The following is a 20,550-nucleotide window of genomic DNA, read 5'->3' as shown; positions in this document are numbered from 1 at the left end:
GTCACTTGCTTGACCGCTTCGATTTTGAATTCTTCGGGGTAACGCTGGTTGCTCATGGCACCTCCTAGTGGGCCTCATTATGAGGCTTGGAGGTGTCTACGAAACTAGGGGCGATTCAAGCCGGGCAGCAGTACGTTGCAGATGGCAATGCCAGAGCTGAGAAGCGCTGTACCAATCCAGATCGAGCCGTGAATGGGCAGCGATCGAAAAATTGTGCCTATGGAGATCAGCGCGAGAGCAAGACCGATAGCTCTCGCAATACCCAGCGTGCGTCCCAGGCCGGGCGCTACGAGCGATATCACAGCAAAGAAGATCAGGGGTAGAGCATGGAGTAGCCCGGCAGCACTGGCGTTGAGACCCAGCGCATTCTGCACGTCGAGCAGCACTGGCCCGAGGCTGGTGATAGGTGCTCTTAGCGTGGCAGCCAGAAGGAGAATGCTGGCTAAAAGTAAGAACCCGCCTCGTTTGGTAGATCTTGAAGCTTGAGTCGATGAGATAGACACAGGGACCTCTTTTCTTCATGCGAGCGCGACCGCTAGCACGACTAGGGATGTGCCAAACTCAGAGTTCACCTGCACGGTTTAAGCGTTGGAGATCCAGCCTCAATGGGGGATCACAACGCAGGCCTTAACGGCAGTGGTAGCCAGCAACAAAATTGCTGCTTGGGGGGAAACACCACTACCAGTGGAGACTTCGAATGAAGTCGATCTGGATTATATCGACTTACCAAGGCCCGAATAACTGCACGGCGCCATTGTGTGTAGCTTTCACGCCAACGTTGGGCGTGGCAGAGCCTTAGCTTGCGGCAGCACTGAACAGCCAGTCGCGAAATGCCTTCAGTCTCGGGAGGCTCGAACATTCCTGCCGATACACCACGTAATAGGCCAGGTCAGACTCAAACCTGATATCGGGATACAACCGTACAAGCCGGCCGGCTGCCACATCGTCACGGACCATCACGCTGCGTGCGAGTGCCACGCCTTGGCCATCGATTGCCGCCTGCAGGACGGCAGCTGAGTTGTTGATCTTCATGCCTCGAGCAGTGGACACATCGGCCAAACCAGCTTTCTTAAGCCAGCCATCCCAAGTGGGAAATCCTGAGTGTCTGTCCATCGACAGATCGTGGATGAGGGTTTCTGACCTCAAGTCTTTCAGGTTGGCTAAGCGAGAGTTTCCACTCAAGAGGTGGGGCGAACATACCGGATACACCTCTTCCTCCATCAGCTTCTCGGCAACCAAGCCGGGCCAGATACCGATCCCATAGCGCACACCAATATCGACCCGCTGAGTTACGAAGTCTACAGGGCGGAGGTTGGTATCCAGGCGGACGTCCGTGTCTGGCCAAGCGCTGTGAAAACTATCAATCCTGGGCAACAACCATTTGGCAGCAAATGCCGGACTCACGGTGACAGTGAGTAGTCCGTTAACAGAGCCTTCTTTCAGTCTCTCTAGGCCGAGGGTAAGCCGGTCGAAGCCGGCACGAATATCAGGTAGCGCCCGCTCTGCGGCTTCGGTAGGAACCAGGCGTATACGGCCACTCGGTGCTCGATGGAAAAGTGGAGTACCTAGCCAGTCCTCAAGGGTCCGTACCAGCTGGCCAACGGCTGCAGGTGTGACGTTCAACTCTTCCGCAGCAGCAGAAAAGCTTTGATGCCTAGCGCTAGCTTCAAAGGCTCGTAGGGCGTTGAGATGTACTGGAGCGCTCATAACGATAAAGATTTTCTTTAGATGATGGACACTTTATCTCGTTTGTCGAGGGTTTCGGAAGAGCTGAATATTTGCTCCAAGGCATCGGTAGCGAGATATGAACAGCGCCCTTGCTCCAATTCTTCCGTAACCGCCACTCGCCGAAGGTGAGTGCCAAAGGAGTCTTCAAATGAGCACTGAATTCAAAGGCAAAAAACTTCTCGTCGTCGGCGGTACCAGTGGCATGGGTTTGGAGACTGCCCGCCTGGTCCTTCAACAAGGCGGCAGCGTTGTTATCGTTGGGAGTCGCCAGGAGAAAACCGAGGAGGCTCGCAAGGAGCTGTCCGCTATTGGTCAAGTGGCCGCCTTAACTGCAAACCTGACTACCGACGAGGGCCTGACCGCATTGGTTGAGACCATCGCCAAACAGCATGCGGATGTCGACCTGTTGGTGAATGCTGCTGGCGTGTTCTTCCCCAAACCGTTCCTGGAACATCAGGAGGCAGATTACGACCAGTACATGCAGCTCAACAAAGCGACCTTCTTCATCACCCAAAAGGTCGCTGCGAACCTGGTTGCAGCTGGCCGAGCTGGCGTAATCGTGAACATCGGATCGATGTGGGCGAAGCAGGCAATTGCTGCTACCCCATCGTCTGCGTACTCCATGGCGAAGGCTGCTCTGCATTCGCTGACCCAGAATCTGGCGATGGAGCTGGCGTCGAAAAATATCCGCGTGAATGCTGTCTCTCCGGCTGTCGTACAGACTCCGATCTACGAAGGCTTCATCCCCAAAGCAGAGGTCCATAGCGCCCTGCAGGGTTTCAACAGCTTCCACCCAATCGGGCGTGTGGGCACGCCGGTAGATGTCGCCGAAGTTGTAGCCTTCCTGCTCTCCGAGAAAGCTAGCTGGGTCACTGGTGCAATTTGGGATGTGGATGGTGGCGTGATGGCGGGTCGCAACTAAGCCTTCGGTTCAACCATAGCTGCAGCTTGTACATAGCGGGCGTAACTCACGCCCGCTCATTTTGGGTGCGCGAGGCGCACCTAGCTTCCCGCTTACTCGGAGTCACTGTGATGATGAACGACTGGAATGCCTATCGTGAAGCTCTGTTGGACAGAGTTGGCGACCTTGCCAAGCAAAGTCCGGATGTGGTCCGCGGCTTGACCACCATTGATGGCGCAGCAGCAAAGACAGGGCATCTCGAGCCTAAAATTCATGAACTGATTGCGCTGGCAGTCGCTGTAACTACGCGCTGTGACGGGTGCATTTCGGTCCACACCAAGAAGGCGGTGGAGCACGGCGCAACACTTCCGGAGATCACCGAAGCCCTGGGTGTAGCTATTGCTCTCAACGCGGGCGCTGCACTGACTTATTCGGCCCGAGTGATTGAGGCTCACGCTCAACTTGCTGGTTCGTAAAACCAAGATTGAAGGCCGACTCACCCCCGGTCTTCCTTCGTATCTTCCAAGAGATTCGAACATGCTCATCAACGCCGACTTTTCCCGCAAAGCCGTAGTCGCACCCCAGGATTACCAGTGGGTAGCTTCCCCGCAGGCGGGTGTGGAGCGAGTGATGCTGGATCGGCTAGGTGGTGAGCGCGCTCGTGCGACCAGCATCGTGCGATACGCACCTGAGTCCTACTTTCCGCAGCATGCACATCCAGGCGGAGAGGAGATTCTTGTTCTGTCCGGAACGTTTTCAGAAGGGGATGAGCATTGCCCTGCAGGCTACTATCTGCGCAATCCACCTGGCTCTGTTCACCAGCCCTCCAGTCGCGAGGGCGCCGTCATTTTCGTCAAGCTTTGGCAGATGAAGACGGACCAACAAGCTCGAATTCGCATTGACACCCATGACCCGTTGGCATGGGTAAAGCAGGTAGGCCGAGAAATATGCCCGCTGTACAGAAGCAACACAGAATCGGTGTGTCTTCAGCGATTGGCATCGGCAGAACCGCTGTTTTCTGAGCCGGTCGATGGGGCCGAGATACTGGTGCTCTCTGGTGGGCTCATCGAGGGGAACACCACCCACGAGCGTGGCAGCTGGATACGTTTGCCAGAAGGCTGCTACCCCGAGATGAAGGCCGGGGCCGAGGGAGCCGAAATCTACCTAAAAACTGGTCGCCCTATCGGCTTGGGTGAATCTGCATGACCATGAATTCCGCACGTATCGCCATCATCGGTGGCGGCTTGAGTGGGTTGTACGCCGCCTATGCATTGAAGCAACAAGGCATCGACGATTATGTGGTTCTAGAGGCACGGAATGTGCTGGGGGGACGAATTGTTTCAGTGCAGACGCACGATACCATGGCATTTGAGCCACCCAGCTCCATCCTTGAAAGGGAGTCTTTCGACCTTGGCCCATCCTGGTTCTGGCCGGACTACCAGCCTCAGTTACATCGTTTAGTTCAAGAGCTGGAGCTGGCGTACTACGAACAGTATGAAAGTGGCCACATGCTGCTTGAGCAACATGCCGGCATGCCACCTGTTGCTATGTCTGGCTACGACTCCTCGCCAGCCTCTATGAGGATAGAAGGTGGCATGGCGGCCTTGATCACTGCCCTGAGCAGACATTTGGATGCTGGCCACGTGAAAGCTGGGTTAGCGGTCAAGTGTTTGAGCGTAGAAAGACAGAAGGTAGCAGTGACCTGCGAGGACTCCTTTGGGCAGACCACTATCTGGAACGTTGATCACGTACTCCTCGCTCTACCGCCTCGCCTCGCGGCTACCAGCATCACGTTTGTTCCTAAGCTGCCTGGAGAGGTTTCGCGTTCGTGGGAAGCGACAAGCACCTGGATGGCTCCTCACGCCAAGTATTTTGCCGTCTACGACAAACCTTTCTGGCGAAATCAGGGTTTGTCAGGCCAAGCGCGTAGCCGGGTTGGCCCGATGGGTGAGATTCATGACGCCTCGATACCTGGAGGTAAAGGGGCGCTGTTTGGCTTCCTCGGTATTCCAGCCACTACGCGTAGAAACATCTCAGAAAATCAGTTGAAAGACCTTTGTCGGGCTCAGCTCATTCGCATGTTCGGCGAGGCAGCTATCAAGCCTGAGGTGGAGTTCTACAAGGACTGGTCGCTAGAGGCCTACACCGCCACTGGGCTGGATCTCGATGCTAGCGGTCATCACGCTATCGCACCAATGGCAGCGCCGAACTCCGGCCCCTGGACCGAGAAAATTACTGGCATTGCCAGTGAGTGGTCGCAGCAGTTCCCTGGTTACCTCGCAGGTGCCATCGAAGCAGCCGCTCTAGGAGTGCAGGCGCTCCAGAGGCGAAAGCTGCCTCATCAGTTTGATGTTGATCGTTGAACCGATCTACGTGAAACAACGCAATCAGGGGTCTATCTTGCCTAACTTCGAACCTTCCACCAATGACTTGCTTCCCACACTGTCCGAGCGTGATCAGAGAGGAAACATCATCCGCCTCACAGTAGCCCAAGCGCTTGCTGGGGCGAACGCAGTTGTCGTGTACGCCACTGGGGCCATCATCGGCCACATGCTGGCTCCAACAAAAACACTGGCTACGTTGCCAATCTCGATCTTCGTCGTCGGGATGGCAGCATGCATCCTACCCATGGGCATCATTGCAAGACGCTATGGCAGGAGGCAGGCGTTCCTGGTGGGGACCGGTTGTGGGGTCCTGACAGGATTGTTGGCAGCATCTGCGGTAGTGATAGGGTCGTTCTGGCTTTACTGCCTGGCTACCTTCGTCGGTGGAGCATACGCTGCGGTCGTGCTCTCGTTTCGCTTCGCGGCAGCGGACGGGGTTGAATCAGGGCGGCGTGCACGAGCTCTGTCGTTTGTAATGGGCGGTGGAGTCGTCGCAGGCGTTGTTGGACCACAGCTGGTGACTCACACCATGTATATGTGGCCAGCGCACATGTTCGCCGCAACGTTTATTGCTCAGGCCGTCGTTGCAGCGATCTCTGCCGCCGTACTTTTCGGAGTACGGCTTCCAGCTCCCATCATCTCTGGGGTGGGAGATGGCAGGTCACTTCGTACGATTTGCCTTCAGCCGCGGTTCATCACCGCCGCTCTCTGCGGCTCCGTGTCGTACATGCTGATGAATTTCCTGATGACTGCCGCACCGCTGGCGATGCTGATGTGTGGTCATTCTCAAGAGAGCTCCAACCTGGGCTTGCAATGGCACGTCATCGCTATGTACGCGCCGAGCTTCATTACTGGACGCCTGATCTCGCGCTTCGGTGCGAGCAATGTCGTGGCCACGGGACTTTCGTTGACTGGATTGTCCATCGGAGTGGGCTTGCTAGGCGTCGATATTGCTCACTTCTGGCTCACACTGATCCTCTTGGGCTTAGGTTGGAACTTCGGCTTCATCGGAGCTTCAGCTTTGGTGCTGGAGTGCCACCGACCTGAAGAAAAAAATCGTGTGCAGTCTCTCAATGACTTCATCGTTTTCGGCACGATGGCCTTGGGGTCGTTTGCGTCTGGTAGCGTCCTTGCGGCGTACAACTGGGACATGGTGCTTTGGGCATCACTGTTCCCGATGGCCATAGCGCTGGCTGCGTTGGTTGTGATGACTACAACAGTGAAGGGCGATGTAATTCATAGACGATAGCGTCCAAAAGGCTGCTAATGAAAACTAATATCATATTGTCAGATTAGCGTTATTAGATGGCATTCTTGCTTAATTTGCACAATTAATAAGTCGATAAAATGGCGACGTGTAATAGTTCTTTCAGCAAATAGCGGGAGATATCGTGAGCCATTCCACCCCACAACCTCATCTTTCTACGCAGCCGGGTACTCTGGCGAATCCTGCCGCACACCTGAGCGGCGGAAAACGCGCTACCCGATTGGCCTTCTTCATCGCAGGTTTTGGCCTGTCCTGCTGGGCGCCACTTGTTCCCTTTGCTCAGCAGCGTATGAATGCTGACTCGGCGATGCTAGGAACAATCTTGCTCTGCCTAGGCCTGGGCGCAGTGGTTGGCATGCCCCTGGCCGGCATGCTTTCCGGTCGAATCGGAACCAAGCCGGTTATCACAGCAGGCGCGATCGGCCTGGCCGTTGCGCTGCCGCTGCTAGCGATCCTCTCCACTCCCATCGCGCTTGGGCTTTGCCTCCTGCTTTTTGGTGCTTCCCTTGGAGCTATCGATGTGGCGGCCAACATCCATGGAATTGAGGTGCAGGACGTTGCTAAGGCCCCCCTTATGTCCGGCTTTCACGGCATGTACAGCATTGGTGGGCTAGTTGGGGCGGGCGGAATGGCGTTGATTATTGCCTCGGGACTGGACGTAGTGACGTCGGCGCTTGTGGCCACGGCCGTCATCGTTGTCTGTATCGCCACGGCTTTTTCGGGGTTCTTCACTACGCGGTCTGCCAACAGCCATACGATGTTCGTTGTCCCCAAAGGCAAGGTACTGCTGATCGGATTGCTAACTCTGCTGATTTTCCTGGGTGAAGGCGCAATGCTCGACTGGTCTGCTCTCTTGCTGACGCAGGAAAAGCAGGTTGATGTTGCCCTGTCCGGTTCTGCATACGCAGTGTTCGCCTTCGCTATGACCATTAGTCGACTGATCGGTGATCGAGTAGTAGCGCATATCGGCGATCGCCTCATGTTGCTCGGCGGTTTTTTACTGACAGGCGTGGGCATCGCGCTGGTGGCCTATTTCGATTCGCTTCCGATCATTCTGGCTAGCATCGCACTAGCAGGTCTGGCCGCAGGCAACGTGGTACCTGTCCTGTTCACCATTGCTGGGCAGCAGCGCAGCATGCCAGCTTCTCAAGCCATCGCTGCTACGAGCATTCTCGGTTACATGGGGGTGCTTTTGGGCCCTGCTTTGGTGGGATATGTGGCCCATTTCATCGGTTTGATTCTGGCGTTCTTTGCATTGGCGATACTGATGGTGATTGCGATGGCCGTCGTTTCGGCAGTTCCTTTACAGCGCTCCGGCGAACAACAATAAGAAACATGAACGATGCCAACATCTAGTCGACCTCAGTCAGTTAGTGCCACCTTCGAGCATGATGATCCAGACGAGGCTAAAGCCCAGATTGTTGGCATCACTGAGAGTTGGCAGCCTGGCGGGCTAGACCTGCACTGCCACACGCGGCATCAACTGATGTACTCGATCAAAGGGGTGATGCATGTCGTCACCCCTTTTGGTCGGTGGGTGCTTCCCCCATCCAGAGCGATCTGGATCGCTGGAGGCGTTCAGCATGCATTCATGGCAAAGCGGCCAGTCGACCTGCATGCCCTCTACATCGACCCCGCTGTGGCTGATCTACCGAAGTGGGAAGGCTGTGTGGTGGTGAATGTAACGCCCCTGGTTCGAGAGTTAGTTGCCAGCACCGTAACGCTTCCTTGGGACTATCCGACCGATTCTCCTGCTGCAAGGCTCACCCGAGTATTGCTCGAGCAGCTGGTCGATTTGCCTCAGGCACCGGTCAACTTACCCGAGCCAGAGGATCCGAGAGCAAAGCGCGCTGTAGCGATGCTGCGGGCGGATCCTACGGCCAGATACTCGCTGCAGGAGCTAGCATCCGCATCAGCTGCCAGTGCCCGCACGCTTGAACGCATTTTTCACGCCGATACGGGGATGTCGTTCAGTGAGTGGCGCCACCGTTTGCGGCTGCTGATCGCACTTGAAATGCTCGCTGATGACGTTTCCGTCAACCGCGTGGCCAACGCAGTCGGCTACAGCAATCCATCGAGTTTCATCTCAGCGTTTCGCTCTCTCTTCGGAATGACACCGGGAAATTACTTTCGCTGAAGCAGCTGATGAGTCCCATTCTCAGAATGACGGATTGCCGTTATTCATTGGCGCTCTTGCATCACAGGGCCTGATCCCCACCGGGGATAATCGCCGGATCATTCGAGGGAAGCTTCGGCTAGGTGAGGAAATGCGTCGTATTGCGATTTGTGGGGGCGTTGTCGCGGCTATTTGTTTTGAGCCGGTGATGGCACAGCAGGCCCTGGCAACTAACCAGAAACACACGGCAGCCGAAGCGTTGGAACTCGATTCCCTGACGATATCAGGCGAAGCCGAGGCCTCTCTCGAAACGGAAGGCTCGCGCTCTTACACCACGGGCAAGACCAGTGCTGCGACGAGGCTTCCACTCTCGCTACGTGAGACGCCCCAGTCGGTCACTGTCATGACTCGACAGCACATGGATGACCAGAAGCTGCGGACAGTCAAAGACGTTCTTGAAAACACGACTGGAATGTCCGCGAATACGTTGGACTACCGCTCAACGTACTACGCACGTGGCTTTTCCGTTGATAGCTACCAGTTCGACGGCATCCCAACGACGTTCCTGAATGGCGCCAATTACCTTGATACAGCCTTCTATGATCGGGTTGAAATAGTCCGTGGCAGCACGGGCCTGCTCACCGGTGCAGGCAATCCCTCTGCATCGATAAACTTGGTCCGCAAGCGGCCCACCTATGATTTCCAGGGTGAGGTAACTGTTGATGCCGGCTCTTGGGACAACTACCGCAGTACTGTAGACCTGTCGACGCCGCTGACAGAAGACGGCCGTATTCGGGCTCGCGTGGTCGGCGTACGTCAGGACGCTCATTCCTATGTTGACGGCTTCACTGAAGACAAGAACGCCTTCTACGGAATTGTTGAGGCGGACCTCAGTGACGACACCACCCTCGGTGTGGGCTACGACTACCAAGAGATCATGCCTCGCGGAATGCTCTGGGGTGGCCTACCTCTTTTCTACAGTGACGGCAGCCGTACTGACTGGTCCCGGTCGAAGAGCCTCGCAGCTGACTGGAGCAAGTGGGACAACACGTTAAGCACTGCTTTCACCAGCCTCGAGCATCGTTTCGATAATGGCTGGAGTGTTCGTGGGGTTTTTAACCAGAGCCGTAGTCACAGCGAAAGCGAGCTCTTCGGGCCTGAGGGCTACCCCGACAAAGCGACGGGCATACAACAAGTGAACGCTCTGGCTAGCCGCTCCAAGGTCCGTCAGAACAGCTTCGATGTCATGGCCTCGGGTCCATTCTCGCTGTTCGGGCGAGAGCACGAGTTAGTCGCAGGCGCTATGCAGTCTCGCCGCATTTCAGATGATAAAAGCACGAGCCACCTGATCCGGAAGACCACGCTCGCGCCAATCAACGCACACAACTACAACGGCAATTACCCGAAACCAGATTTCGATGCTGCCGGCTATGACAGCCTAACGAACAGTACGATCAAGCAAAGGGGGATGTATGTCGCTAGCCGTTTCAGCCTGGCCGACCCCTTGACGATGATCGTGGGTGGTCGACTCAACGACTACAGCTACGAGAGCGACACCTCGGTCGTTTCCATTAAGAAGAACGACAAATTCATCCCCTATATCGGCCTGGTGTACGACCTCGATAGGGTTTACTCGGTGTATGCCAGCCACACGGGGATCTTCAATCCGCAGACCCAACGGGATCTCAACGGTGACGTTCTCCAACCTACCGAAGGGACCACCAACGAGGTAGGTATCAAGGCCGCGTACTTTGGAGGGAAGCTCAATACCTCCCTCTCGGTTTTTGAAACCAAGCAGGACAATGTTGCGCAGCAGGATCCTAACCATAGGACACCTGAAGGTGGAACCGCTTATGTAGCCGCAAGTGGTACGAAGAGTCGTGGTTTCGATCTCGATGTTCAGGGGGAAGTCAGCCCTGGCTGGAACCTGTTTGCGGGCATCTCCCACTTCACCGCTACTGATGGAGAGGGAGCACAGCTAAGTGCTGCTATCCCCAGAACTACCGCGAAGCTGTTCACTACCTATCAGCTTTCTGGTGCGCTCTCGCGCTTGACTGTAGGCGGCGGTGTGAACTGGCAAAGCCAGTTTTATCAGGAAGGTAACAGCCCACTGGGTCGGGTCAAGATGGCTCAGGAATCGTATGCCCTGGCGTCATTGATGGCTCGCTACGACTTGACCGAACAAACGACCTTGTCGATGAACGTGAACAACCTTTTCGACAAGGAGTACTACCAAATGGTCGGCTTCTACAGCCAGGCCGTCTACGGCGCCCCGCGCAATATTTTGTTCTCACTGAGCTACAAACTATGACCCTGGCAGGGTCTTGCTAAACATCCTGACAGAGGCATTGAGATGATCCGCAAATGTGGCGTTAAAGCATTCGCCCAGATCGCTGTACTACTTGGAGCACACTACATAGCTGTCGCCCATTCGGTTGAGATCACGCACAAGCAGGGCAGTCTTGATGTGCCTTTCGATCCGAAACCTACCTTGGTCTTTGATCCCGGCGCTCTGGACACGCTCGATACGCTTGGTGTGGATGTACAGGGTGTCGGTGAGGACAACTGGAGTGGCAGCCTGGAGAAGTACCGCAGCGACGCTTACCTCAAGGTGGGAACCCTGTTCGAACCGAACTATGAAGTCGTTTTCGGTGCCAAGCCCCAGTTGGTCATTGTCGCGGATCGCTCAGCTCCCAAGTTCAGGCAGCTTGCCGACATCGCTCCGACGATCGACCTCACCGTCGACACGCGCAATCTCGTCGGCCAGGTAGAAGACAACACCAGGTTGCTGGCGAAGCTCTATCAAAAGGAGTCGATGGCTGAGGCTAAGATCAAGGCGCTCAACCTCTCGATTGCCAAGCTTCATGAGCTCGCGACCAACAAGGGCACGGGGCTGATAGTACTCACCAGTGGGGGCAAGCTCAGCGCGTACGGCCCAGGCTCACGCTTCGGCGTACTCCACGATTCATTCGGCGTTCAACCGGCTGCAACGGATCTGAAGATCTCAATGCACGGCCAGGTCATCTCCTACGAGTACATCGCCAAGGTTGATCCGGATTGGCTGTTTGTCATCGACCGAGATGCAGCCCTCGGCACTGCTGGAGTAGCAGCACAGCAGCTACTCGACAACCCGATCGTAAGCCGCTCGAAGGCCTGGAAGGCTGGCCATGTCGTCTACCTGGATAACAACGACTGGTACATGGTGGGCGTTTCAGGGATTGGAGCGCTTCAGCGCACTGTAGACACCCTGAGTATTGTGCTGGGAAGCAAGTGACTTAGTCGCCCGAAAAGCCGGTTCCCTTCTTCACCTCCGAACGCGTTCCGTCATGGACGCGTTCTCCAGCTCGTGTGTCGCGTTCATGCTCGCCAAGTTCTTGATTACCACCCTATTGCTCGCGCTCTGCTTGGTCAGCATCAGCTTAGGGGCCGACAGCTTTTCGCTGTTCGACCTGTTCCACAGCCAAGAGACTGATCATCTTGCCCAGTTGTTCTTCGACAGCCGATTGCCACGAACTCTGGCAGTACTACTTTCGGGAGTATCGCTCGCGGTTGCTGGGCTGATCATGCAGATGCTGGTACGCAACCGATTCGCGGAACCGTCGACCACCGGCACCATGGAATCGGCGATGTTGGGCATGCTGCTGGTGGTAATGCTCGCACCAGGTGCATCGCCCTTTGTGAAAATGGCGTTTGCTTGCCTAGTCGCCCTGGCTGGCAGCGCGCTGTTCTTCCTCCTCCTCACAAGAATTCCCCTGCGCAGCACGTTCCTCGTCCCACTGATCGGCCTGATTCTCGGTGGGATCATCCACTCGATCTCCATTTTCCTGGCCTACCGCTACGGCTTGGTGCAATCGCTGTATTCATGGTCCATCGGAGACTTCTCTGGCGTGCTGCGCGGTCGGTATGAGCTGCTATGGATTGGCCTAGCTCTTACCGCCATAGCGTACCTACTGGCCAATCAGTACACCGTTGCAGGTATGGGGCGTGAGTTCGCATCGAACCTCGGTCTGAACTACGGCCGCCTTGCATTCTTGGGGCTGCTCACCGTTTCAGCAGTCTCCGCTGTAGTTATGGTCACCGCAGGAAACATCCCGTTTTTGGGTTTGATCGTGCCGAACATAGTCCACCTGGTGATGGGGGACAACATCAAACGCACCATGCCTTGGGTGGCGATGGTCGGAGGGTCGTTCGCGCTTTTCAGCGACGTGCTGGGCAGGCTGGTCATCTTCCCCTTCGAGGTGCCCATCGGCACGGTGATGGGTGTTCTCGGCAGCGTGATCCTACTGGTGCTTCTCCATTTGCGAGGTGCTCGCTTTGGCTAGTACCAGATGGAGATTGGCCCTGCTTGCAGGCATGGTGCTGCTCGCGATTGTCGGGTTCATGGTGATCGGTGTCCGCGGTAGCTGGGACTTCGCGCTGCAGTTCCGCGGCGGAAAGCTCGCGGTCATGCTGGTTGTTGCCTACTGCGTTGCCCTGTCTTCTGTGCTGTTCCAAACGATTACTCACAATCGAATTTTGACGCCGACAGTGATGGGCTTCGACTCACTGTTCATGCTGATCCAGGCGATCGCGATGTACGCCTTCTACGGTGCAGGCGGCCTCAGCCCGACGCTGACATTTATCGCCAACGTCTTGATCATGACCGGCTGCGCCTGCCTGCTGTTCCGATGGGTGTCGGCACGCGACGCCCGCAGCATTCACCTTCTGCTGCTGGTGGGCATTGTCTGCAGCATGTTGTTCCGCAGCTTGGCCAGCTTCGTCATCCGTCTGATCGACCCGAACGAGTTCCTCGTCCTTCAAGACCGCCTCTTTGCCAACTTCAATACGATCGATATTGCGCTGTTGCCCATTGCGATCGCAGTCATTGCGGCTGCCTCCACACTGTTTTGGAGGATGCGACGAGATTACGACGTGATGGCGCTGGGGCGCGACGCGGCGATCAATCTCGGGGTGAACTACACGCGCACTCTTACGCTCACGCTTGTCGGCATATCCATCCTGGTGTCGGCATCCACAGCTCTGGTTGGCCCCATCGCCTTCTTCGGCCTACTGGTCAGCAACATGGCCTACCAGACCATCCGAACTCACCAGCACACACACATCGTGCTGGCAGCCGTTCTCTACGCCGTTCTTTTTCTAGTCGGGGGGCAGATCGTGCTTGAGCACCTGCTTTCACTGAACGCCACTATCAGTGTGATCGTGGAGTTTCTGGGCGGCCTGTTGTTCCTATTTCTGGTTCTAAGGAGAGGTGCACGGTGATCGAGGCACGGGGGGTGAGTAAGCGCTACGGCAAGTCGATCGTGGTTGATAACGTTGAAGTGCAGATTCCATTGGGCGGTGTAACAGCCCTGATCGGTCCCAACGGCGCCGGGAAGTCGACCTTGCTATCCATGATGAGCCGGCTGCTGAAGCCCTCAGATGGGCAGGTTCTGATTGATGGTACCGACGTGATGCAAGCCAACGGCCGCGACCTTGCTCGTCGAATGGCCATCCTGCGACAGGACAACCATTTGCCGTTGAGACTGACCGTCAGAGAGTTGGTCTCCTTTGGGCGGCATCCCCACACCGGTGGCCGGCCCACGGTTCAGGACCAGGAGCATATCGAACGAGCTATCTCCTACCTCAATCTCGCAGCGTTGGCTGACCGCCACCTGGATGAGATGTCTGGCGGAGAACGCCAGCGAGCCTTTGTCGCAATGGTGCTGTGCCAGGACACCCGCTACGTGCTTCTGGACGAGCCACTCAATAGTCTCGATATAAAGCAAGCCGTGGGCATGATGCAGGTGCTTCGACGTGCAGCAGATGAGCTGGAGAAGACGATGCTTTTGGTGTTGCACGACATCAATTTCGCCTCCTGTTACGCAGACCACATCATCGCTATGCAGCATGGGAGAGTGGTATTCCAGGGGGCTCCATCAGAGCTGATGGAGCCGGAGATCCTGAGCTCAATCTACGGAATACCGATGGGTGTACATCAGATCGGACGAGATCGTATCTGCGTGTATTACCGGATCGAATAGTGTCCGTGTTAACGGAGTAGAACCCAGCACTAGCCTTTTGGACTTCTCTCTCCTTACGCTGGATACCGGGGGGGCGTGCCACTAAGGTAAGTTCCGGATTCACTACGACTTTCTTGGTCACAATCTAGCGATTATGGCGCGACACAATACGGACGCGGCAGCTCGCTACATCCTCGCGCGTTGGTCCGAATACACCTTGTACTTCTCTAGCACTGCCCGGCCAACGTGAAGGTCCTGCAGCGCAATACCAGAGCTATCAAAAATGGTGATGTCATCCGTGGCTCGGCGACCCTGCGCGCGCTGTTGCAGTACTTCGCCGATCGCCGTGATCGGCAGCGCTGCATCGGCGTGCTGAAACTCGCCGATGCGTCGCGACTGCTCGACCAGATCGCAAAAAAGATGAGCGCGTGCAAAGAGTGACGGCGGCAGTTCCTGTTTGCCAAACGCGTCTGAGCCCATCGAGGCGATGTGGGTGCCGGGTTGGATCCATGCCGCATCAAACAGCGGTGCTGTGGAAGTGGTCGCGGTGACAACGATGTCTGCCATGCCGCATGCCGTTTGAGCATCGCTTAATCGCGCACTTAGGCCATGTTCAGCCAGTGTCCGGATCATCGCCTCGCCGCTTTTTGGAGTGCGTGCGACCACCAGCACCTGCTCGATGGGACGCACGCGGGCCAGCGCGAGGCACTCGTAGTGTGCCTGATGGCCCGTACCGAAGATCGCGAGTATCTTCGCGTCCTCCCTCGCCAGAACGCTCGCCGCGACTGCGTCCGCCGCCGCTGTGCGATAGGCGTTGACCACGCCAGACTCGATGATAGTGTCAATTTTCCCCTGGTTTTGATCGAACAACAGAATCAGAGAGTTGTGGCACGCCAGCCCTTTCGCGGTGTTGCCCGGCCAATAGGAGCCGACCTTCAGCCCTGCAATGTCACTGCCCGCAGCTGATTTGATCATGAAAGTGTTCTGTTGATTCGAGCCGTGAGCGGCCAATACCGGAAAGATTCTGGCGTGCTCGTGGCAAGCAGCGATCAACGCTGCCCTGATAGCGCCAAAAGCGACCTCGTGGTCGATCAGACGTGTAGCGGTTGCTTCGTCGATGAACTGCATTATTTTTCTCCTCTTACCAGCCGCCGAAGCGCTGCCACGTTTTGAGGTCGCTTCCCTCTAACGGGATTACTGCGTAACGATCGAACTGCGCTGCGGTGGCGCATGCGTGGTTGGGCAGGATGCGCAGCAGGGTGCCTACCGGAAGATCTGGCAGTGCGCCATCACTGCCCGGACGAACCGCGATCACTCCATGTTCCTGATTGACGCCTGTGACGATCAAATCCGGGATAACGCAACCGCGCTCGTCGCACACTAAGCCGTAGCCTTGATCAATTAGCTGCCCAGCGGTACCGCGATCACGGGAGAGCGCCATCCAGCCCGCATCTGTGATGATCCAGCCTCGTTCGTGTTGATGGCCGATCACGCGAGTCAGCACTGAGAGCGCGATGTCATCAATCGAACAAACGCCAATACCGGCCATGACCAGATCAAAAAAGGCGAAAACGCCGGCGCGCACTTCGGTCACGCCGTCGAGGTTCTGGGCAAAGTGAGCGGTCGGGGTCGAACCAACGCTGACGATCGGGCACGGTAGCCCGCCCTGGCGTAAAGTATTCGCGGCTGATACGGCAGCCAGACGCTCGCGCTCCGCAAATTCGACCAACGCTGTGGGACCCTCAACTTCGTAACTTTCGCCAGCGTGCGTAAGAACGCCAACGAGCGCCGCCCCTCCGCTTTCCAGCGCGCGGCCGATATCGAGAAGCTTCGATGAATCCGGCGCCACACCAGAACGATGCCCGTCGCAGTCAATCTCGATCAGCACGGGGATCGGGTCACCGGCCTGACGGGACGCCTCGGCCACCGCCTGAGCCTGTTCAACCGAATCCAGAACTACCTTGAGGTCGCAGCCACTGCGACGTATGGCAAGCACGCGCCCCAGCTTTTGCGGCGCGATGCCTACCGCGTAAATGATGTCGCTGATGCCCGCAGCGGCGAAAATCTCCGCCTCCTTGAGCGTCGACACGGTTGCAGGACCTTCGCCCCCGGCCAGAATCCGACGTGCCGCTTCGACCGATTTCACCGTTTTGAGATGCGGACGTACGAGGACTCCAAGCGGCGTGAGGTGGCTGTAGAGCCGCTGGATATTGGCAGTGAAACGGGCCTCTTCAACTAAAAGCGATGGCGTGGTGAGTTGTTCAAGTATTGCGTTTGCCATAGAGCTGTCTCCTTTCCTGCAGTCTCGGAGTCCCAAAACGGGCTGGGGTCGATCGGGACCCCTGGTACAGGTCCTTACGCTATAGACCAGCCGGCAGAAACGGAATCTAATCGTGCTGAACACTCTATTAAGCTGTAGCTAAATGATCTCGTCGACGGATGTTGAATTCTTTCTTGCGCTTTCCCGCTCAATGTCGCTGGCGGCGGCTGCGCGTGAATTGGGTATCACGCCATCGGCGGTTACACAGCGACTGAAGGCATTAGAGAGGAAGCTCGCCGTGCAACTTGTCGACCGCTCAACGCGCCATCTGCAATTAACAACCGAAGGGGATCTACTCGCCTCGCAAGGAGCCTTGATACAGGCCTCATTGGAGGAGGTCAGTGACGCGCTGAGCGGACGGCGAGATCAGGTCTCTGGACACTTGCGCGTGGCGGCACCGTTCGGCTTCGGGCGACGTTATGTCGCGCCGGTAATGGCGTCGCTCCGAAAGAGTCATCCATCGCTAACGATGACGCTTTCGCTGTTCGACGACCCGGTGAGCATGCGTTCGCAAGCGTGGGATGTCCTGATCCATGTGGGGGAGCTCTACGACTCCGGGTTGACGCGCAAACGGCTGGCTCCCAATCGGCGAATTGTGTGCGCTGCCCCGGCTTATATCGAGCGTTACGGCACTCCGCAATCGCCGGCGGCACTGTCCCAACATGTCTGCGCAGTCATTCAGGAAAACGGTAGGGACGCATCACGCTGGGAGCTAACCCACCCCCGAGACGGGCGCGTAGCGGTAACGCTTTCACGTACTTTGGAAAGCAATGATGGAGAAGTAGCAAAATACTGGGGCCTGGAAGGCGCCTGCATCATCCTACGCTCTGAATGGAACGTCGCCGAAGAGCTCCGCGAAGGAAAATTGGTAGAGTTATTACCCGAATGGCGCGCACCGGATGCCGACGTCGTTGCGCTAATGTCCAATCGCACTGGAAGAGTGGCCAGGACCGTCTGCTTTCTTCAAACCATGGAAACCGCGCTATCGCCGGTACCATGGCATTTCTGATCTCTTTATTCGTCAAAGCCGCTGTCCAAACAAATGTTGACTTCGACGACAATGGATTGGGTGCCTCATATCTTTGTGTCCGCGGCATTGGATCGATAGGCAGTCATGAAGAATCGCCCTGGATTTTTGTAGAGCTATCCGGGTGGTTGCTGGACTACCTCCTCTCCTATCCATTCTCACTGGCCGCTTTTGGCCGCTAGCTGCCTTATTAGAAGAAGCCCCCGACTGGATCGCCCTAGCAATTTAGGTCTAGCACGTTCCCAGGCATAAACGGCGCCGGCCACGGAGGCGGTACTCGCGTAGCCTTCATTTCCTGAAGATTGGTTGGCCAACACCAGCTTTTGCAGCTCCGCCCGCCCACACCTGATGCACATCATGTATCGCCCGTGCGGTGACACGATTGCCTTGCATGCCACCCATGTGTTGACTCGTACTTAGATCTGCAAGAGACCTTCAGCCACTAGGGACGACCATGAGCAAGAAGAAGCACGAACTCATTCCTCTCCTCGACTATCTGCGAATTCATCGCGTTATCCGCAGCGTTTTAGACTCGGCCGGTGCAACAACTGACCGCGCATGCTGGTTCTTCAGCGTCGCAGGAGCAGCAATCCTTCGGCATCACTACGGAAAAGATGCGCAGCCACTTGCTGGAGCTGTTTGTCTTATGGTCAATGAAAATGGGGCTAATGTTTTGTGTTTCGCCAAAATCGATGGCCGCGAAATACATAGTTCCGGCGACGCTTTTCATGCAATGGTTGCCTGCGGTGACCATCTAATCGATTTCATGAGCCCGATTTTTAACGAGCACGCTATCTCTTCAGGACTCGAAATTATTCCCCCGCCAAAATCTTTCCAGCGCCTTATAAAGTCTATGGCTGGCTCTCATAATGAGCTGAAATTCGACGGAGATTTTTTCTTTGATCCAAATATCGAGTTGACTGAACACCTGAGAAACCAGATCGCCCAAAGCCAGGTTCAGAACGACTTGATACAGGCATGTATTGCTTGGTATCGAAGGCCCCCGAAGCCCATTCCATTAGCACTTACGGTAAGCGATGAGAAGGGGGAAATTCAGACAGTAAAACTCAAGGATGCAGCTGTCGAAGGGGGTTGGTAGCAGAAAAACCGGGGGAGCGTCGCCTTCGGGCAGAGGTACGGGCTCTGGCGGGTTCTACTGCAGGCAGAGTAAGGTGGCAACACGTATCGCTGGCTTTATTCTCCTCTCTAGCAGCATGCCCTTCACCGGGCAGCTAGTTAGTGGCGGTTTGCCGAATAAGAGCTTTGTGGCTCAGGGCCGTCTAAATAGTCTTTCATTTAGACGGTTCGGTTTGTGCTGCTTGAGCCCTGTAGCCGTAACCTCGAATGGTTTTAATATGCACGTCGCTACCAGAGTCCCGTAGCTCTTTTCGCAGTCGGGATATCAGAGATTTTATGGTTGCGTCAATTTTATTGATGGGCGCACCTTGCAGACCAAGAGTGTGGGCAAATAGTTCATTTCCCACTGCCCGCGGCGCATGACTGGCTAATGTAATTAATATCTGCATTTGTCTTGCTGGAATCTTCGAAGCGAGCCCGTCAATAGTAATTGTGCCTCGCTGACTGCATATGGTCGTGCTTCCTAGGCTCACCTTCGGTTTATTGTTGGTTTTTTTCAATACTCCCTTGATATTCCTAGCGAGCACCTCAATTCCAAATGGTTTGAGTAGATAGTCATCCAGCTCTGGGTTGAAACTATTATTTATGCTTGAGATCGTTCTGGCTTTTGTTAGAACAATGCTTGGAGTGCTGGCGTTTATTGTGGAGTTTCGAACTGATAAAGGGGATGCGGACAAAAAGTCAGGTGCATCCCCATCTATAATAATCGCCGAGACTTTGCGAGCGTGCATGATATTGATGGCTTGGATGCAGGTTTCAGCTTCTATTACTTCGTAGCCTAGCGCATTTAGAGCGGCTCGAAGATGCAACCGTAAAGCTGGGTGATTGTGAGCAACGAGGATTCGGATGGAGGAAAGTTTTGCAATAACTGTCATTTCAGCGTGGCACAAGGAGTCAAGGGGACTAGATAGGAGATGGCGAGCAGATCATGATTTTGATTGGATTTAAGCGCAATTATCGCTCAAAAATGAAACGATTTACTTGATAAAATTCGACGGCATCTGCATTTTCCTCAGAAATCATGGGGTATTAGTTGTCTCAAAAAAATGAAACATATTTCCTTAATGGTTATTTAAAGATTCGATCAACTGAGTCCGCAGGCCTGCTGAGGTTTCGCCCGGGGTTGCGCCGCGGCGTTGAAACCTCAGCAGACCTTCATCACCCGCCAGCACGTCCACCGTACCCGGCTGTCAGGCTTCGGGTAGATCGCTACAATGCGTGGCTCCTTCATTCGCGCTAATGGGCCATGCCATGAAATTTCGTTTTCTTCTGTGGATGCTGGGTCGTCTGATGGCCAAGGCCAGCCGTGACAATCCGGCGTTCCGCCAACAGCTGGAAGGTCGCGATCTGGTATTCCAGCTGCACACCCTGGACGGCAAGGTCGCCCGTCATTTCATCGTCGAGAATCAGCGCATCACCAGCAAGCGCGGCCTCGCCAGTGCACCGGCCTTCGCCATCGGTTTCAAGGATGGTGCCTACGGCTACGCCACGCTGACCGCCCAGAACAAGCAACTGGCGTTCATGCAGGGTATTCAGAACAAGGATATCCAGATTCAGGGCGACTCGACCCTGGTGATCTGGTTCCAGGGCCTGACCAAGTACCTGCGGCCCAGGAAACGCAAGGCCGACAAGAAAGCGGCCTGAGACAATTACCGCGGCCCGCTGATCGCA

19 protein-coding genes are annotated in these 20,550 nt (G+C 55.8%); 15 read left to right on the top strand and 4 right to left on the bottom strand.

Translation table 11 applies throughout. From position 1 onward, the window contains the following. Positions 1–795: 795 nt before the first annotated feature. The gene (gene gcvA / locus BVH03_RS01835; protein ID WP_075959601.1) at positions 796–1,707 is read right to left on the bottom strand and encodes a transcriptional regulator GcvA; all 912 of its coding nucleotides are present in this window, start codon (positions 1,705–1,707) and stop codon (positions 796–798) included. 169 nt (positions 1,708–1,876) lie between these two features. Here gcvA and BVH03_RS01830 point away from each other — a divergent pair, with 169 nt between their 5' ends. The 12 genes from BVH03_RS01830 (at position 1,877) to BVH03_RS01775 (ending at position 14,416) form a co-directional block, all read left to right on the top strand. Beyond that, entirely contained in the window at positions 1,877–2,650 is a 774-nt protein-coding gene (locus tag BVH03_RS01830) for an SDR family NAD(P)-dependent oxidoreductase (RefSeq protein WP_075959600.1), read from the top strand. A 113-nt stretch (positions 2,651–2,763) separates the two neighbouring features. Beyond that, entirely contained in the window at positions 2,764–3,105 is a 342-nt protein-coding gene (locus BVH03_RS01825; RefSeq protein ID WP_218189530.1) for a carboxymuconolactone decarboxylase family protein, read from the top strand. A 61-nt stretch (positions 3,106–3,166) separates the two neighbouring features. Then, positions 3,167–3,835: a cupin domain-containing protein gene (locus BVH03_RS01820; protein ID WP_075959598.1), complete on the top strand. Its 669-nt coding sequence runs from the start codon at positions 3,167–3,169 to the stop codon at positions 3,833–3,835. Next, positions 3,832–4,992, top strand: coding sequence for an FAD-dependent oxidoreductase (locus BVH03_RS01815; protein WP_075959597.1), 1,161 nt, complete (start codon positions 3,832–3,834; stop codon positions 4,990–4,992). The genes BVH03_RS01820 and BVH03_RS01815 overlap by 4 nt, the downstream gene beginning before the upstream one ends. Next, positions 4,979–6,262, top strand: coding sequence for an MFS transporter (locus tag BVH03_RS01810; RefSeq protein WP_083639975.1), 1,284 nt, complete (start codon positions 4,979–4,981; stop codon positions 6,260–6,262). Before BVH03_RS01815 ends, BVH03_RS01810 begins: the two co-directional genes overlap by 14 nt. A 142-nt stretch (positions 6,263–6,404) precedes the next feature. After that, positions 6,405–7,610 (top strand): MFS transporter, encoded by a 1,206-nt coding sequence (locus BVH03_RS01805; RefSeq protein ID WP_143485881.1) that lies wholly within the window; start codon positions 6,405–6,407, stop codon positions 7,608–7,610. 12 nt (positions 7,611–7,622) lie between these two features. Next, positions 7,623–8,417: a helix-turn-helix domain-containing protein gene (locus tag BVH03_RS01800; RefSeq protein ID WP_083639973.1), complete on the top strand. Its 795-nt coding sequence runs from the start codon at positions 7,623–7,625 to the stop codon at positions 8,415–8,417. A gap of 130 nt (positions 8,418–8,547) precedes the next feature. Then, positions 8,548–10,707: a TonB-dependent siderophore receptor gene (locus tag BVH03_RS01795; RefSeq protein ID WP_218189528.1), complete on the top strand. Its 2,160-nt coding sequence runs from the start codon at positions 8,548–8,550 to the stop codon at positions 10,705–10,707. Positions 10,708–10,749: 42 nt separating this feature from the next. Further along, complete coding sequence (locus BVH03_RS01790) at positions 10,750–11,670, top strand: siderophore ABC transporter substrate-binding protein (protein ID WP_075959595.1); 921 nt, start codon at positions 10,750–10,752, stop codon at positions 11,668–11,670. 52 nt (positions 11,671–11,722) lie between these two features. Beyond that, positions 11,723–12,718, top strand: a complete 996-nt coding sequence (locus BVH03_RS01785) for an ABC transporter permease (RefSeq protein ID WP_083639972.1) — start codon at positions 11,723–11,725, stop codon at positions 12,716–12,718. Positions 12,719–12,731: 13 nt separating this feature from the next. Next, entirely contained in the window at positions 12,732–13,655 is a 924-nt protein-coding gene (locus BVH03_RS01780) for an iron chelate uptake ABC transporter family permease subunit (protein WP_075959594.1), read from the top strand. Continuing rightward, positions 13,652–14,416, top strand: a complete 765-nt coding sequence (locus tag BVH03_RS01775; protein WP_075959593.1) for an ABC transporter ATP-binding protein — start codon at positions 13,652–13,654, stop codon at positions 14,414–14,416. The genes BVH03_RS01780 and BVH03_RS01775 overlap by 4 nt, the downstream gene beginning before the upstream one ends. Positions 14,417–14,581: 165 nt before the next feature. On the opposite strand, the gene BVH03_RS01770 is transcribed toward BVH03_RS01775, so the two are convergent. Next, positions 14,582–15,523 (bottom strand): ornithine cyclodeaminase family protein, encoded by a 942-nt coding sequence (locus BVH03_RS01770; RefSeq protein WP_075959592.1) that lies wholly within the window; start codon positions 15,521–15,523, stop codon positions 14,582–14,584. A gap of 13 nt (positions 15,524–15,536) precedes the next feature. After that, on the bottom strand, positions 15,537–16,676 hold the full coding sequence (locus BVH03_RS01765) for a DSD1 family PLP-dependent enzyme (protein ID WP_075959591.1): 1,140 nt from the start codon (positions 16,674–16,676) through the stop codon (positions 15,537–15,539). A 142-nt stretch (positions 16,677–16,818) separates the two neighbouring features. Here BVH03_RS01765 and BVH03_RS01760 point away from each other — a divergent pair, with 142 nt between their 5' ends. Further along, positions 16,819–17,724 (top strand): LysR family transcriptional regulator, encoded by a 906-nt coding sequence (locus BVH03_RS01760; RefSeq protein ID WP_075959590.1) that lies wholly within the window; start codon positions 16,819–16,821, stop codon positions 17,722–17,724. 472 nt (positions 17,725–18,196) lie between these two features. Continuing rightward, the gene (locus BVH03_RS01755) at positions 18,197–18,841 is read left to right on the top strand and encodes a DUF2026 family protein (protein ID WP_075959589.1); all 645 of its coding nucleotides are present in this window, start codon (positions 18,197–18,199) and stop codon (positions 18,839–18,841) included. A 193-nt stretch (positions 18,842–19,034) separates the two neighbouring features. Here the strand turns inward: BVH03_RS01755 and BVH03_RS01750 are convergent, their stop codons facing one another. Further along, positions 19,035–19,754: a response regulator transcription factor gene (locus BVH03_RS01750; protein ID WP_075959588.1), complete on the bottom strand. Its 720-nt coding sequence runs from the start codon at positions 19,752–19,754 to the stop codon at positions 19,035–19,037. A gap of 376 nt (positions 19,755–20,130) precedes the next feature. On the opposite strand from BVH03_RS01750, the gene BVH03_RS01745 reads away from it, so the two are divergent. After that, positions 20,131–20,523 (top strand): helicase, encoded by a 393-nt coding sequence (locus tag BVH03_RS01745; protein WP_075959606.1) that lies wholly within the window; start codon positions 20,131–20,133, stop codon positions 20,521–20,523. The last annotated feature ends 27 nt before the right edge of the window (positions 20,524–20,550 follow it).

It is taken from the genome of Pseudomonas sp. PA15(2017) (assembly GCF_001945395.1).
Classification (GTDB): Bacteria; Pseudomonadota; Gammaproteobacteria; order Pseudomonadales; family Pseudomonadaceae; genus Aquipseudomonas.
The sequence above is the reverse complement of the archived record's forward strand: the minus strand, read 5'-3'. Positions and strand labels throughout refer to the sequence as shown.